This is a genomic window from Ornithinimicrobium murale (assembly GCF_003352835.1).
GTDB classification, from domain to species: Bacteria; Actinomycetota; Actinomycetes; order Actinomycetales; family Dermatophilaceae; genus Ornithinicoccus; species Ornithinicoccus muralis.
The window spans coordinates 236,083-250,660 of the sequence record NZ_QLVD01000019.1 but is presented as its reverse complement, the minus strand read 5'-3'; the positions used below and the strand labels follow the sequence as shown (position 1 = coordinate 250,660).

The window sequence follows — 14,578 nt, the reverse complement described above, 5'->3', positions numbered from 1 at the left end:
TGTGAAGCCGACGAACAAGCCTGACCCGCACGACATCCTCGACCAACTGCTGCCTGCCGCCGTGCGGGAAGCTACCGGCCGTCCCGATGTCGAGCCCCGACCTGGCCAGGTGGAGCTCTCCCACGAGGTGCTGGACCGGATGCTGGCTGTCGGTGAGCCGTCCCGGTCCGCCTCCGACGTCGCCACGCAGTCCCTGGCAGGAGCGCCAACCGGGTCTGGGAAGTCGCTGGCGTATTTGGCCCCGCTGTTCCTGGAGGCTGCAACGTCCGGGCGCCGCGGTGTCGTCTCGACCGAGTCGCTGAGTCTGCAAAGCCAGGTGGTCGACAAGGACGCACCTGCCGTTGCCCGGGCCGTCGAGAAGGTCCTGGGCAAGGACGCGCCGTCGTTCGCGATGCTTAAGGGGTGGAGCAACTACGGCTGCGCCTCTCGCGCGGCCGGCACGGCAGCCCAGCTACTGGGTCTGTCCGAGGAGGCACAGTCCCCCGGAACCATGAAGAACCTGGTCGCCGCCCTGGACGCTCAGATCGCCAAGGGTGATGAGGACCCGGTGGTGGTGGATGACCGCGAGTACGACTCGGCGACACTGCTTCCCCTGGCCCGGTGGGTACTGGACTCGGCCGAGGCGATGGATGCCACCGGCGACCGTGACAGCTACCCCGGCAACCGTGGGCCGACTGACTGGCAGCAGGTCTCGGTCACCCCCGATGACTGTGTGGGCGCCGACAAGTGCTCGTTCGCCGCGGTCTGTCTGCCGAAGAAGGCCCAGGATGAGGCGTCGGTTGCTGACGTGGTGGTCACCAACCACGCGATGCTGGCCGTTCAAGCGGCCAACAACGTGCCGGTCGTGCTGGGCAACAACAGGCTCGGCATCTTCGACCACCTGGTGATCGACGAGGCCCACGCCCTGCCGGCGATTGTTCGTGGCGCGGGTGCTCGCAGCATCTCGGCTTCGACCGTCATGCGGCTGGTGCGGGTCATCCACCGTCACTGCGCCACGAGTGAGTCCGCAGCACCCGGCGAGAAGGTCGACCGCGAGGCTGACCAGCTCGTGCAGTTGGGCGAGTCGCTGGCCCTGTCGGTCGACCAGGTGCTGGACCGCAAGATCGGTGAGCTGCGGCGCAAGTCCCGCCACGGTGCCGCCGTCATGGGTGTCGACCCCGATGATAAGGAGCCGCTGGGCCGCCTGGGTGACTCCCTGGCTGCGTGGGCCAAGCAGGTCGCCCGAGTGCTGCCTGCTGACAACCCGATTGCGCCCCTGCCGCCGACCCAGGCCATCGCGCTCAAGCGTGCCCGGGCCGACGTCACCCGCTTCGCCTCCGACCTGACCACGGTGCTGACCCACGAGGTCGGTCACGCCCGGTGGATCCAGGACGGAGACTCCAAGGGGCGCGGCCGGTGGATGGGCGCGAGCCTGCGGTCCTCCCCGGTCGACGTGGCCGGTGACATCTCCGCGAACCTGTTCACCGCTGACGTGGTGAAGGACAGGGACGACGACTCCAACCCCTGGAACCAGGTCCCCGAGCACCGGTGGGTCAGCGACGAGGACGCGGAGAACAAGCGTCCACCGCGCTACCGGCTCTCGGCCACCGCGGTCTCCGCAACGCTGCCCAAGTCGTTCGCCTTCGACACCGGCATGGCTGTGAAGGCCAAGCCGTACCCGAGCCCGTTCATGGACGCCTACGAGGGCTCTGCGCTGTACATCCCGATGGTGAAAGACCTGGACGACGCTGCTGGCTTCACCAGGACCTGGCCCGGCGCCCGCAAGCCGAGCTTCGACACCGGCGCCCACCCGGAGTGGGCGGTCGGGCAGATCGTGAAGTTGGTCTCTGCCAACGGTGGACGGGCGCTGCTCCTGGCTGCCACGGTCAGTGCCGGTCAGCGGTATGCCGAGACCCTGCGGGTGATGATGCCGGGCCTGACCGTGTTCTCCCAGTGGGACGGACGCCCGGTGCGCCATGTTCTGGCCGAGTGGCGCGCGGACGAGACGTCGGTGATGGTCGGCACCAAGTCGCTCATGACCGGCGTGGATGCTCCCGGCCAGACATGCTCCCTGGTGATCCTGGACAGGGTGCCGCGCGACGCGGGCAACCCGGTGGACGACGCGCGGGTCGAAGCGGTCATGGAGCGTGGCGGCATGGACCGCTGGGGCGCCGACCGGCACGTGTACGTCGCCGACGCTGCCCTGCGGATTGACCAGGCATCTGGCCGTCTCATCCGGGCGGGATCTGACCGCGGAATGTTCGCACTGCTGGACCCTCGGATGCTCAAGTTCGGGGTGGTCACCTACGCCGAGCCGTCCCGCAAGGCGCTGATGGAGCCACTGCAGGACTTCGGAACCAAGGTCGCCCGGCTCGACCAGGCACTCGACTGGCTGGGAGCTCACCGTAGGGCTAGCGACGGCAGTAGCCCGTTGGCCTCCTGAGCGCCACACCTACAGGCAGTACCGCGCTGCTGGCCTCGAGCCAGTTCCCCCAGCGACCAAGGAGTCCCCGATGGACGAGCAGGACCTGCTGTACCGCCAGGTTGCGGGCCACTGCATCAACTGCGGCCACCAGGACGGTGACGCCCTGTGGCTGCGCTTCTCCGGCGGCCACGGGCAGTTCATCGACCCGATGGGCGGGGCGTCTGGCCAGTGGGTCGCCCTGTGCGGTACCTGCCTGAGTGATGCACCCGGCTGGGTCCGTGCGCAATGGCCGTGGGTGCCTGCCGCTGCCGGTTGGATGCCGCTGGGTGAGTGTATCGACTGCCAACGAAACCTGCCGCTGGCGACAGTCACCACAGGGCCTGGCCTGCGACTCATCGAGTCCGACAACGTGCTGGAGGTCACCCGGGCACTGGGCATGTTGACGGTGCATCCGGAGCCTCACCGGCTGGAGCCCTCACAGGTCGCCCGGCTGTGCCACGACTGCGCCCACGACTTCTGCGAGCAGCACGATGCGTTCGACGCACTCCTGCTGCCCCACGAGTCGCACACGCACACCGCTGAGTTCTGGACCGCTAACCCGCATCATGTCGGGCAGGACGCGCCGGGGCAGCCTTGAACCAGGAGGAGCGAGACCAGTTGATCCTGGACATGAGGCTCCGGGGCGCCACCCTGAGTGCCATTGGTGTCAGGGTGGCGCTCTCCCCTGCCCGCGTGCGTCAGATCCTGGTCGCTGCCGGGGGACCGAGCCGCGACGAGCTGGCAGCGATCCGTCGAAAGCAGCAAGAAAGGGATGACGCCGCGTTGGCTGATGAGATCCGTCTCCTGGCGCACACTCACCCAGCGGCCTCCGTGGCAGGACTGGCGAACAAGGCGGGCGTTCCCCGTAGTCAGGTCATTGCCGTGCTCGGTCGACAGGAGGCGCTCCGCCGCAAGTCAGCCGTCCCGGCGATCGCCTCCACCGCGCTCTACACCCGGCCCATCCGTGAGGTCGCCACCCGTTTCGCGATGGACGAGCTTTCGGCCCGTACCTACGACCGGTTGCGCGCGGCCCGCCACCCGTCGAGCTCCCGGATTCGGCAGGTCGTCGGGACGTGGGTGGCCGCCTGTCAGGAGGCCGGTGTGGTCCCCGTCGGGCAGGGCAACGGGCCCGGCTCGGCGTGGAGCACCAGTGAGGTGGAGCGCTGGGTGGACGACTACCTGACCAGCGAGTCGCCGACGTTCAGCTACCGCGACTTCGACGTCTGGCTCCGGGCGCAGGATGGTGCCCCGTCGGCCCAGACCGTGCGCAACCGGACCGGCATGAACTGGACACAAATCCTGGCGGCCGGTAACCGCCGGACATCGAGGGAGGAACCTGCGTGAGCTGGCGACCGAGTGCCTACCTGACCACGGCGGCCGGCGACAGCCCACGCAAGGCACCTGCTGTCGCGCTGCGCTTCGCTCCCGGCCGGCCGCACCCATTCCGGGCCGGTGAGCGGATGGTGGAGTGGGTCAAAGACCTTGGCCAGGCGACCTGGGACCACGACGCCAAGCGCTGGTTGGTGACAGAGTTTGACGCAGACGACCCAGATAGCGACCTTACCCGCGCCGGCTTCGTCCACGTGTACGGCGATGATGGGCACCCGGTGCGACTAACTGGTCTGCGTTCGGTCCTGGTGGAGCCTGCCTGGGACACACCAGGAATGGTGGCGGTCTACCCGCGCCTGGTGCCCGAGCCCAGGGTGCGTTCCAGGCTCGGTGACGACGCGGTCTGGCAAGCCGGTCATCGCCGCTGGGTCGTGCCGGGCAGCAGGATCTCCCAGATCGGACAGCGAGCCCACTGGGGTGACCTTCCTGCTCAGATCGAGCCTCTTGACAACGTGGACGCGACCTTGGCGCCGGTCCCCGAGGATGCCCGCAGCGGGAACCTGGGCACCGACGGCACGTTCGAGGCGCTGCGCGGCATGGACATCGGCCTGCTGTCCTCCGTCGCTCCGCCCACCCTGGCATCTCTGCGCAAGGCCGGGGTCAACACCCTGGCTGACTTGCTGATGCGTAAGCCGCGCCGCTACATCGACCGGTCCAACCCGCTGCCAGTCACCTCGGCGGCCGACGGGGATGAGTTCGCCTTCCTGGGCACGGTGGTCTCCACGAAGGCGCCACCACCCTCGCGGCGCGGCAAGGGGCTGTCCCTGGTGGTCGTGGAGGACGCGGAGGGCACGAAGGTGACTCTGCGGTGGTTCAACGCGCCGCGGATCACCCGCCGCTTCCACGACGGCGCCAACGTCCTGGTGTTCGGCAAGCTCGAGGCGTCCGGGGCGAGGTACAGCATGACGAATCCGATGGCTGACGTGATCGCCAGCTCGGACGCGGCCGGTGGCGGAATCGGCCTGGTCGGGTCTACCGCGCTGATCCCCGTCTACCCCGCCTCCCCCAAGGCTGACCTGACCACGTGGCAGACCCGGGCCGCTGTGGCTGAGCTGCTGGACCGGATGGGGACGCTCTCGGACGTCGTTCCGGCGGACCTGGTGTCCCAGCACGACCTGACCGACCTGAACACCGCCTGGACCCACCTGCACGCCGCACCGTCCCCGGAGGCTGCCCGCGCGGCCCGGGAGCGACTTGCCTACAACGAGCTGCTGCGGCTGCACCTGGCCCTGCGCCTGGCCGGCAGTGACGGGACCACTCCGACCGGCTACCGACACGAGGTCACTGGCAACCTCACCAAGCAGATGCTGGGCGCGTTGCCGTTCCAGCCGACAGGTGCCCAGCGGCGTGCCCTGAACGCGTTCATCAACGACCTGCGCACAGACACTCCGATGCACCGGCTGTTGCAGGGAGAAGTCGGCGCGGGCAAGACGCTGTGCGCCGCTGCTGCTGCACTGATGGTCGTCGAGGCGGGGCAGCAGGCGGCCATCATGGCGCCCACCGAGGTGCTCGCCTCCCAGCACCACAAGGAGTTCATCGCGCGGTGCGAGGGGCTGACGAAGAGCAACGGCAAGCCGGTGCGCGTCGAGCTACTGACGACCAAGTCGGTCACTGGCAAGGCCCGAAAGACGCTGCTGGCTGACATCGCTGCCGGGGACGTGGACATCCTGGTCGGCACCCACGCACTGCTCTCGGCGGGGGTGGAGGTCCCGCACCTGTCTCTGGTGGTGGTCGATGAGCAGCACCGCTTCGGCGTCGAACAGCGTCACCGGCTGCGGACCCCACGGGCCAGTGACGGAACGACCCCGGGTCTACTGGTCATGACGGCCACCCCGGCACCCCGGACGGCGGCCATGATCTCGTTCGGTGACCTGGACGTCTCGATACTGGACGAGATCCCCGCCGGGCGCTCCCCGGTGGCCACCCAGATCAGCACGCAGGCAGACCTGGGCGAGACGAACGCACCTGCCTGGGCTGCGGTCCGTGAGGCACTGGGCCAGGAGCGGCAGGCGTTCGTCGTCTCACCCCTGGTCGGTGAGTCCGAGGCGAAGGCTGCTGCCGGTGCCGAGTCGATGGCCACTCAGCTGCGCGAGGGCGCCCTGCGGGGCCATACCGTCCAGGTGGTCCACGGCAAGCAGAAGGCAGATGAGCGTTCGGCCATCATGACCGCCTACGCCGCCGGGAAGGTCGACGTCCTGGTCGCCACCACGGTCATCGAGGTGGGCGTGAACGTCCCCAACGCCACCGTCATGGTCATCACCGGCGCCGAGCAGTTCGGGGTCACCCAGCTGCACCAGCTGCGGGGTCGGGTCGGTCGTGGCAAGCACCCTGGTCGCTGCTTCCTGGTGCCGTCCAAGGAGTGGGATGAGCTGGCCGAGACCTCACAGGCCCGGCTGCAGGCTGTGGAGTCCACCACCGACGGCTTCAAGCTGGCGGAGATGGACCTGGCGATCCGCGGACCTGGACGTGTCCTGTCCGGGGTGCAGGCTGGCCGGGCCTCGGACCTTGTCTTCGCGGACCTGCTGACCGACACCGAGCTCATCGCCAAGGCAGGGGCCGACGCCACCGAGCTACTGACGCAGGACCCGAAGCTGGCCCGGCGGCCGACGCTACGGGCCGACGTGGTTAGTGCGCTGGGTGAGGCCGCCGGCCAGTGGCTGCGTTCGAGCTGAGCACGCCACACCAGGGGGGCATGGCTACGAACCAAGAGACAGACGACATGACCGTCGGCATCACGATGCACCCCGACGACGCAGCGATCGTCCGGATGCTCGGTGCCCTCCCGTACATGCTGGTTGAGGTTGGCAGGGGTGAGGACGGTGGCTTCGAGCTGTCCATTGAGACCGGTGGCGGAGTGCCGCAGGAGGATGAGGCGCTCGACCACCTGCTGAACCTGATGCAGATCGCCCTGGAGCGCGGCGAGGAGACCGCACGGACCGCACAGTAAGCAGGGCATGAGCCAGCCATTCGATGAGTCCCAGCACCCGCGTGGCGACCAGGGGAAGTTCGCCACCAAGTCCGCGTCCGAGTCGAGCGTCGACCTGGGCGACCAGCAGAGTGGGCAACTCGCTGACATCCCGGACCCGCTGGATGGGCAGACCCTCGCGGACGGTCGTCCAGCCGAGGCGACGTTCGAGCAGTCCTACACCGAGTACTTCCGCCCGCTGAGCGAGTGGGAAGAGGAGCACGACCGGGAGTTCGCCGACGGTGACGAGCCGCAGCCGAAGGAAGTGATGGAGACGCTCGGGTTCACCGAGGCCGACCTGGGCCGGTTCCGCGGCGCCTACCTGGATGTCGATGATGACCTTGACCATGGCGAGGCCAGGCTGGTCGTGCATACCCGGAACGGTGCTGGCAACCGGGAGTGCTGGCAGGACGAGCCGTACGCCGATGGTTGTGACTGCACCGGCTGCACCATGGCCAACCGCATCCCAAAGCTGACTGGCTACCTGTACGACCGGGACGACGACGGAGACCCCACGTACGCCAGCATCTACTTCGAGCTGCCCGACGACCTGGCACAGCGCAAGCGACTGGCCGACATCGACAGCACCCGGACACTGATCGAGGACGGCAAGGCTCCGGTCTGGTCCGTACTGTCTGCTCGCGCCGACTGGTCGCCCGCCTACGTCTCAGCCCCCTACTCCCTGACCCGCGAACTGGTATCAGTCAGGGAGAAGGTCGCCAAGCTCGACCAGGTCATCGGAGACGCGCCTCGCCCGGCGAAGCGGCCCGAACCCCGGACCCGAACCGTCACCCGTGGCGCCAACGGCCGCAGGCTCCGCAAGCCGCGGGAGGTCCCGGTTCACATGGCCTTCCCCGACACCGAGTACCAGGTCGCCAGCAAGCTGCACGCCACGACCAAGGCCGAGATGAAGGCCGCGCAGGCAGAACTTGACGAACTGGACCAGGCAGACGTCTCCGGTCAGCCACCGGCAGTGCGTGCCCTGGTCGCCGGCGCCGCTGCCGATAAGACGGCTGAGCTCGAGAGTCTGCGGCAGTCCATGGACGACCGGGCATGGAAGCGGGACACGGCCCTGTGGCTGTTGCACGACCAGCGTGAGGAGGCCACCGCTCGACTGGCACAGATGCAGGCGGACGTGGACCGAGCAAGGGAGGAGAACCGACGAGCCCAGGAGCGGGACCACTGGACCCGTTCCTGGCCGGGCGACCCGAACGAGGCACCGGACCGCGCCGCACAGTAGGCCAGGTATGAGCACAGCAGTAGCGACATACGACGAGACCCAGCACCCGCGCGGTGACGGTGGACGTTTCACTATCAAGCCAGCCTCGGAATCGGACGCTGAGCTGGGCGCCGCGCTGGCCCCGGCGCCGATGAGCGACGAAGACCACCGCTTCCTGGTCGGTGAGTTCGGGCGGTTCGAGAACGGCTACGACGACCAGGACATCGACTCCGTCCTGTCCAGCATCGAGGGCGCCGAGATGGTGTGTGTCTGGGACAGCAACGAGGACGGTGACTTCACCGGCGACTCAGAAATCGTGGGCCGGGTCGGTGACGGTCCGTGGCGGCGCATCCGACCGGAGCTGTGGAACCACCTGAGCGGCGAAGACGGCACCCTGGGCGGCGGAACCTGCTCGGACTGCGGCGGTGAGTGTGTCGTGGCCGAGGACGGAACGAGCAACCACCTGAGCGTCAGTGGCGAGGTCGACCATGACGCGGACGCCGACCACGTGGCACTGGATGAGTCGCTGGTGGAGAACCCCCTCGACCCGGCTCCGTTGCTGAGCGAGGGCACGCCGCTGCTGTCCGACGAGCCGTATGAGGTGCAGGACCTGGACGACCGCTACCGCTCCGGGGCCAACATCGCCTTCGAGTCCGATGGTGACGACGAGGACGTCTGCTCGTGCGGTGCCAGCCTGGACGACGGCGAAGGCTACGACGGCATGTGCGGCAACTGCGCCGACCGGGCAGACAACGATCTGCAGTACAACGATGAGCCGCGCGACTACGACGAGGACCGGGCCTATGAGGCACTGGTGGACGCCGGGCACGACAGCGACCTGGCCGATGAGGTGACCCGGAAGGTGGCCACCTTCAAGGCCGCGTTCGAGACGGCTGAGGCCGGGGTTCGCTGATGGCCTTCGTCACCGTCTATCGAGCTGCGCCGCGGATGTCTGCGTGCAGACATCGCGGGCAGAAGCCGTTGAAGACCGGCCAGGTTCGCTGCGATCACTGTCGGGCGGGCGTGCGACTGCGCGAGGATGGTGTGATGCGTTCGCACTCCCCCAACGGTTACCAGTGCTTCGGCTCCCGGACGGAGCAGCGCATGAGAACGGCTAGGCCGTGTGAGCGGTCACCAGGGACGTGCCAGTCGAGGCGTCCACCTTCACCTGGTACGGGAAGGACGCCTTGACGTCGTCGACGTGGGAGACGGTCAGCACGCCGAACTGTCCTGTCAGAGAGGCGAGTACGCCGCTGACGGCCTGACGTGTCGGCTCATCCAGGGCACCCCACCCTTCGTCGAGCACGATGGTTCGCACGGGTGTCCCGGTCCGCCGGGCGATGCACCGTGCCAGCCCCAGACGGATCGACAGCGCCACCCGGAACTTCTCCGACCCGGACAGTGTGGCGAAGTCGGCCTCGCCACCTGAGGTGACCGCGTAGACCATGACGGCCTCGCTGGTGCCGCCCTTGGCGTTGGTCTTCTGGGTGGAGACGCGAACCCGTAGACCGTCGGTGCCGGTGGCGTCCATGATGGCGTTCGCCTCGGTGTTCAGCTCGGTGACGACCCCGGCCAGGACCATGGCCGGGATGCCGGAGGGCCGGAACGCCTCCACCAGGGTGGCCGCGGTGTCCAGGTGTCCGGCGGCGCGTGCGTGCTCTTCTACGGCCTTCTCCACGGCGGCCGCGACACTTTCACGCTCCGTGAGCAGCCGGGTGGCGGTGGCGACGGACGCCTCAAGATCACGGGCCCGCTGCTGGGCACCGGAGAGCGCCTGTTGTGCCGTGTCATCATCAAGGTCGCCTTCGACTGCCGCCCGTAACGTGCCGGCCCGGGTCTCGTCCAGGACCGGCGCGGTCAGGCCTTCGAGCTGCGCCTGCGCATCGGCTAGGTGGGCGGCCGCGTCGTCACGGGCCTGTGTCAGTGCCGGCACCCGCCGGGCGACGGTCTGTGCCACGGCGAGGTCGCGATCTGCCTGTGTCAGCGGTTCACGCAGCGCGGTGCACCTGGCCCGGGCCTTGTCCCTGTTCTGCTCGGCCACACCGATATCCGCGGCGGCCCAGGCCGCCCGGTCGGTGTGGGCGGCCAGGGCGTCGGTGGCCACGTCAAGCGCGCGCCGGGTCTCAGCCTCCAGGCGCGCAGCGTGCTCGGCGGTCAGCTCACTGGAACAGACGATGCACCGGCCACCCTCGGCGCCAGCAGCTAGGGCCTGGAGTCGCTTGGTCATCTCATCCTTGGTCGCCTCCGCAGCCTGGGCCTGAGCAGCCGCCTCCGCCTTGGTCTCTAACGCGAGAGTGATCGTCTCGGTGTGCTCGGTCTCGAGGGCGGTCAGCTGAGAAATCTCGGTCCGGGCCTCCTCGATCGCTGACTGCTGGCCGGACAGGGACTCACGGGTCTTCACCGCGTCGGCCAGCTCAAGCTCGGCCCGTTCGGCGCCGTGACGTGCAGCGGACAGTGCGGCCTCGGCACGGGTCTGCTCGGTCAGGTGTGCGGCCATCGCGCGGTCATGGTCACCCAGTAGCCGGGTCAGCTCCGCGCGTGCAGTACTCAGTCCGGTCTCACCGCTGGCACTGAGGGCGTCGGTCAGTGACCGCACCTCATCCCAGGCGCGAGCGGCCTCGGTGCGCAACGTCTCGGGTTCACCAAGCTCGGCCAGCGCGGTGTTGATGCCGGCAGCCCGTTCCTGTGCCTGCTCCAGAGCCCAGGTGGCCCGGTCCATCGCGGACGCAGCTTCCTTGCGGCGGACGTCTGCTTCGGCAGCCAGGTCCGAGTAGACACCGAGCCCGAAAGCCTTGGCAAGGGCGGTGCGCCGCTCGGTCGGCTTCATCTCGCAGAATGAGGACGCCTGCCCCTGTCCGACCAGCCAGGTCAGTGCCGACGTCTCGGCGTCCATCCCGATCTTCGCCACGATGTCAGCGTCGGTGACTGACGAGTGCTTCTCGGCCAGGTTCCGCCAGCCACTGGGCTCGCTCTGGTCAGCCACGGATAGCAACACCTCATGACGTCCTCGGCGGGTCCGGGTCCGGGCGATGCGGTAGGTCCCGTCGGCCAGGTTGAGGACCGCGGTGACTCGTGCGAGCTGGCTTCCGCGGTGGATGACGTCAGTGACTGCCGCGCCGCGGGTCACACCGAGGACACACCAGGTGAGCGCATCAACCACGCTGGTCTTGCCAGAGTGGTTCTCCCCGACGATCGCGACCAGGTCACGTCCGGTCAGGTCGATGGTCTGGGCGTCCCGGAACGACTGGAAGCCCTCGATCTCAAGGGTGCGGACCCTCACGCCGACACCGCCTCGACCAGCTCGCCGGCCAGTTGAGTGACCTTGGCCGCGTCAGTGTCCGGCCGGTGCGTGGACAGCCAGGTCGACAGCGCGGTCACGGGGTCAGTCCGCTCGGCCACGACCACCGTCTCGCTCTGCGTGACCTCCGCCGGTGCGATCTTCGTGTCGACCAGCCGAGCACCGGCGGAGGTCAGCGCCTCCAGGACGTCACCGGGCACCTGCGTCTGGCCGGCAGGAAGACGCAGGCCGACCAGGGCACCAAGGTTGAGCGAAGCCAGCCGGGCACCAGCGTCCTTGGCTGCCAGGTCGATGGAGTGCATGGCCCGGGCGTCGGTGGCCAGGTGCTCCACCGAGACCAGGGTGTTGCCCGGCCCGAGGGTCACCAGGTTCACCGACTTGGGGTCGTCGGCGTCAGTAAGGGTCAGCCGGTTCGGGGAGCCGGAGTAGTAGCACTTGCCGCCCAGGTGCTGACGGGCGTGGATATGCGACAGGGCGGCATAGGCCACCGGGGAGTCTTCAAGGGCGGCACGCGGCAGGATCGGCTCGGCGAAGACGTGGGTGATGTCCAGCTCGGAGCCGCGTCGGGCACCAGTGGCCAGCGAATCGATCTTCACGTCGTCGACCGTGACGTGGCTAGCCAGGATCAGCGGCATCGAGCCGTCAGCGGAGGCGCACATCTCATCGAGCCAGCGCAGCGACTCCGAGACCACGATCCTGTCGCCGGCCACCGGGTCGACGTCGGTCTTGCCCAACTCGGTCAGGACGGTGGCCTTCGAGAGCCACGGCAGGCCGGCGACCTGGACCCCGGTGGAGGTGGTGACCAGTGACGGCTCGCGCTCCACCACGTGCACCTCACCGTGCGGCGCAAGCAGGGCGGCCAGCACGGAGGTGGCCGTCCGCTGGTTGGTCGGCACGCGAAGCCGCTCATGGTTGCCGTCGATCAGGACCAGCGCGATGCCCTCGTTAACCAGGGGCAGCAGGGTCTCGGCCAGCAGCAGCACCGACTCCATGCTGGGCCGCCCGTGGGTGAAGGCGTCGCCGCAGTGGACATAGGCAGCCACCTGGTGCTCCAGGGCATGGGCTACACCGGAGGCCACCGCGGCAAGGTTCGCTTCCAGGGCACGATCCAACCCGGTGGCAGGGTTGACCCCGCCGTGGGTGACCGTGTCGATGTGGCTGTCGCCGGTGTGGATAATCTGCAAATCGGGCATACCTAACCTGTGCCAGCTGATCGAGCGCCAGGTCGTCGTCCAAGACCTGCCTCGAGGCCAGGTGGCACAGGTAGGACGTGGAAGAAATTACTGAGCCCGAGGCGACGGTTGCCCCCGTCCTCCCGTGGCCCGAGCCGGGTGACCCGCTGTGGGTCGTCGATGCCCTGGCCCGCCCCACCGACCCGGGCGTGCAGATGCTCTTGGCCGCAGACGTGGCCGAGCGGACGCTGGACATCGCCAGGCTGGCCAGCACGGGAATCGCTCTGCTCACGTTTCTGGGGGCACCATCATTTCAGGATGTGAGCGCCGCCGACCTCGAGAATCTGACCCTCACCCCAGACCAGGGTCGCGCCTGGCAGACGGTCCCTGGTGTCCTGTCCGTGCTGCGCATCACCGTCTCCGGCAAGTCCAGGGGTCTCAAGTTCGTCGTCTGCACCGGGTGCGGGCGGTGGATGGTTTCCAAGAAGGTTCCCACAGCGAAGTCCTGCCCGCTGACAATGGACTGCACCGGCCCACTGGTGGGTATCCCGGGCGGCACGCCGACCACTGCACCAGCCGTGCACTTCACGTAGGTCCATCTGGCACCGGGACGGCTGGCACAGGTAACGACAGGACGACAGTCCGAAACGGACAACCGAAGGAGCATCATGCAGGCCACGCAGGAGCGCCAGGAGGTCACTCACATCATCGAGGTGGAGGACCCGACCACGGGCATCTCACGCATGTTCACCGGCACCGATCTGGACGCCGTGGTCGATGAGGCCCGGGTCTGGCTGGACGGGGAGTTCGGCGGGGAGATCGACGAGGACGAGTTTATCTGGGAGTGCTGATTCGACGCCCCGCACAGTGAGCGGGGCATGACGACGGTGCACAGCTGGCGGGGCGACTGCCTCGACGTTCTCCCTACCCTGTCCACCCGCCCAGTCGACCTGGTGTACATCGACCCGCCCTACAACGTGGGCGTCTACGGGCACTACGCCGACCGGCGAGGTGACTGGCAGCAGTTCATCACCGACCGGCTGCGAGCCTGCCGGCCACTCCTGTCCCCCACCGCCGTCGTGGTCATCAGCATCGGAGACTCCGAGCTGCACCGGCTGCGAGTGGCCGCCGATACGGTGTTCGGGCCGCAGGGCTACCTGGGCACCGTCCACTGGGCGGGAAACGGGTCTCCGCGGGCACGCTTCGTCGCTGGTGGTGTCGACCACCTCGTCCTGTACGCCGCCGACCACGTTGCGCTGGAGTCCTCTGGTCGCTCCTTCCGCGTCCCCAAGCCGGGTGTCGGCGCCGTCCTGGCCGGTGCCGCGCAGTGCTGGGCACAACACCCGGGCGACCCGGTCGCCGCCTCGAAGGCGATGCGGTCCTGGTGGGCCAGCCTGCCGTCCGAGCACCCCGCCCAGAGCGCGCCGGGGCTGCGCAGGTACATGAAGATCTCCCCCGATGGTCGCCTGTACCGCACCACCCCGCTGAACAAGCCACTCCCGCGCCCCGGCCACGTCTACGACATCACCCACCCGGTCACTGACCAGCCGTGCCAGATGCCGACCAACGGGTGGCGGCACACCGAGGCGACCCTGAGGGAGTTGTTGGACGCCGGCGGTGTGCACTTCGGCCCGGACCACGGCGAGGTCCCTCAGGCCCGGGCCTACCTCGATGAGCTGGGCACGACGCCTTTGCCCTCGGTCATCAACCACCGTCGGGAGGGGACGAGGGTGCTGACCGAGCTGATCGGAGCGCACGACTTCCCCTACCCCAAGGACCCGCAGGTGCTGACCTGGCTGTTCTCCGCGCTGGCCGGGCCGGACGCGGTGGTGCTGGACTTCTTCGCCGGCACGGGCACCACCGCCCACGCCGTCGCCGACCTGGACGTAGAAGACGGTGGCGACCGAACGGTGCTGCTGATCACGAACGACGAGTCCTATGACCGCTACCTGGCGCGGCGCCTGGGTGCACTGTCTGCAGCCGGCCGACTGGACTGGGCCGACCACGCCGTCAGAGAGGCAGCCAGCGCCTGAGGGCTGTTTACGCAGGTCAGCGACCTGGAGCGGCCAAACTTTTCGCCCCGCACAGTAGG

The 14,578-nt window shown here is 68.5% G+C and carries 12 protein-coding genes; 10 read left to right on the top strand and 2 right to left on the bottom strand.

Annotation, left to right across the window (positions count from 1 at the left end; genetic code table 11):
* Position 1: 1 nt before the first annotated feature.
* From DPQ65_RS07760 to DPQ65_RS07730, 7 genes are all read left to right on the top strand, one after another.
* The gene (locus DPQ65_RS07760; RefSeq protein WP_114906753.1) at positions 2-2,422 is read left to right on the top strand and encodes an ATP-dependent DNA helicase; all 2,421 of its coding nucleotides are present in this window, start codon (positions 2-4) and stop codon (positions 2,420-2,422) included.
* A gap of 70 nt (positions 2,423-2,492) precedes the next feature.
* Positions 2,493-3,041, top strand: a complete 549-nt coding sequence (locus DPQ65_RS07755; RefSeq protein ID WP_114906752.1) for a hypothetical protein — start codon at positions 2,493-2,495, stop codon at positions 3,039-3,041.
* Positions 3,042-3,115: 74 nt separating this feature from the next.
* Positions 3,116-3,787: a helix-turn-helix domain-containing protein gene (locus tag DPQ65_RS07750; protein ID WP_162802083.1), complete on the top strand. Its 672-nt coding sequence runs from the start codon at positions 3,116-3,118 to the stop codon at positions 3,785-3,787.
* Complete coding sequence (locus DPQ65_RS07745) at positions 3,784-6,504, top strand: ATP-dependent DNA helicase RecG (protein ID WP_114906750.1); 2,721 nt, start codon at positions 3,784-3,786, stop codon at positions 6,502-6,504. Before DPQ65_RS07750 ends, DPQ65_RS07745 begins: the two co-directional genes overlap by 4 nt.
* Positions 6,505-6,524: 20 nt before the next feature.
* Positions 6,525-6,779 carry a hypothetical protein gene (locus tag DPQ65_RS07740; RefSeq protein ID WP_162802082.1) on the top strand — a complete coding sequence of 85 codons (255 nt, stop codon included), beginning with the start codon at positions 6,525-6,527 and terminating at the stop codon, positions 6,777-6,779.
* A 7-nt stretch (positions 6,780-6,786) separates the two neighbouring features.
* Positions 6,787-8,037 (top strand): hypothetical protein, encoded by a 1,251-nt coding sequence (locus DPQ65_RS07735; RefSeq protein WP_114906748.1) that lies wholly within the window; start codon positions 6,787-6,789, stop codon positions 8,035-8,037.
* A 7-nt stretch (positions 8,038-8,044) separates the two neighbouring features.
* Positions 8,045-8,929: a hypothetical protein gene (locus tag DPQ65_RS07730; protein WP_114906747.1), complete on the top strand. Its 885-nt coding sequence runs from the start codon at positions 8,045-8,047 to the stop codon at positions 8,927-8,929.
* A gap of 201 nt (positions 8,930-9,130) precedes the next feature.
* Here the strand turns inward: DPQ65_RS07730 and DPQ65_RS07725 are convergent, their stop codons facing one another.
* On the bottom strand, positions 9,131-11,296 hold the full coding sequence (locus tag DPQ65_RS07725; RefSeq protein WP_114906746.1) for an AAA family ATPase: 2,166 nt from the start codon (positions 11,294-11,296) through the stop codon (positions 9,131-9,133).
* The gene (locus DPQ65_RS07720; protein ID WP_114906745.1) at positions 11,293-12,507 is read right to left on the bottom strand and encodes a metallophosphoesterase family protein; all 1,215 of its coding nucleotides are present in this window, start codon (positions 12,505-12,507) and stop codon (positions 11,293-11,295) included. Before DPQ65_RS07720 ends, DPQ65_RS07725 begins: the two co-directional genes overlap by 4 nt.
* A gap of 77 nt (positions 12,508-12,584) precedes the next feature.
* Between DPQ65_RS07720 and DPQ65_RS07715 the strand changes: the two genes are divergently transcribed.
* The 3 genes from DPQ65_RS07715 to DPQ65_RS07705 all read left to right on the top strand — a co-directional run bounded on the left by DPQ65_RS07715 (position 12,585) and on the right by DPQ65_RS07705 (position 14,519).
* Entirely contained in the window at positions 12,585-13,079 is a 495-nt protein-coding gene (locus tag DPQ65_RS07715) for a hypothetical protein (protein ID WP_114906744.1), read from the top strand.
* A 75-nt stretch (positions 13,080-13,154) separates the two neighbouring features.
* Positions 13,155-13,337 (top strand): hypothetical protein, encoded by a 183-nt coding sequence (locus tag DPQ65_RS07710; RefSeq protein WP_114906743.1) that lies wholly within the window; start codon positions 13,155-13,157, stop codon positions 13,335-13,337.
* Between the two features lie 27 nt (positions 13,338-13,364).
* Positions 13,365-14,519: a DNA methyltransferase gene (locus DPQ65_RS07705; protein ID WP_114906742.1), complete on the top strand. Its 1,155-nt coding sequence runs from the start codon at positions 13,365-13,367 to the stop codon at positions 14,517-14,519.
* The last annotated feature ends 59 nt before the right edge of the window (positions 14,520-14,578 follow it).

Excerpts from the sequence above, each read along its gene's own strand:
- DPQ65_RS07755 (WP_114906752.1), top strand. The coding sequence starts at position 2,493 with ATGGACGAGCAGGACCTGCTGTACCGCCAGGTTGCGGGCCACTGCATC.
- DPQ65_RS07740 (WP_162802082.1), top strand. The coding sequence starts at position 6,525 with ATGGCTACGAACCAAGAGACAGACGACATGACCGTCGGCATCACGATG.
- DPQ65_RS07705 (WP_114906742.1), top strand. The coding sequence starts at position 13,365 with ATGACGACGGTGCACAGCTGGCGGGGCGACTGCCTCGACGTTCTCCCT.
- DPQ65_RS07720 (WP_114906745.1), bottom strand. The coding sequence starts at position 12,507 with ATGCCCGATTTGCAGATTATCCACACCGGCGACAGCCACATCGACACG.
- DPQ65_RS07735 (WP_114906748.1), top strand. The coding sequence starts at position 6,787 with ATGAGCCAGCCATTCGATGAGTCCCAGCACCCGCGTGGCGACCAGGGG.
- DPQ65_RS07710 (WP_114906743.1), top strand. The coding sequence starts at position 13,155 with ATGCAGGCCACGCAGGAGCGCCAGGAGGTCACTCACATCATCGAGGTG.
- DPQ65_RS07730 (WP_114906747.1), top strand. The coding sequence starts at position 8,045 with ATGAGCACAGCAGTAGCGACATACGACGAGACCCAGCACCCGCGCGGT.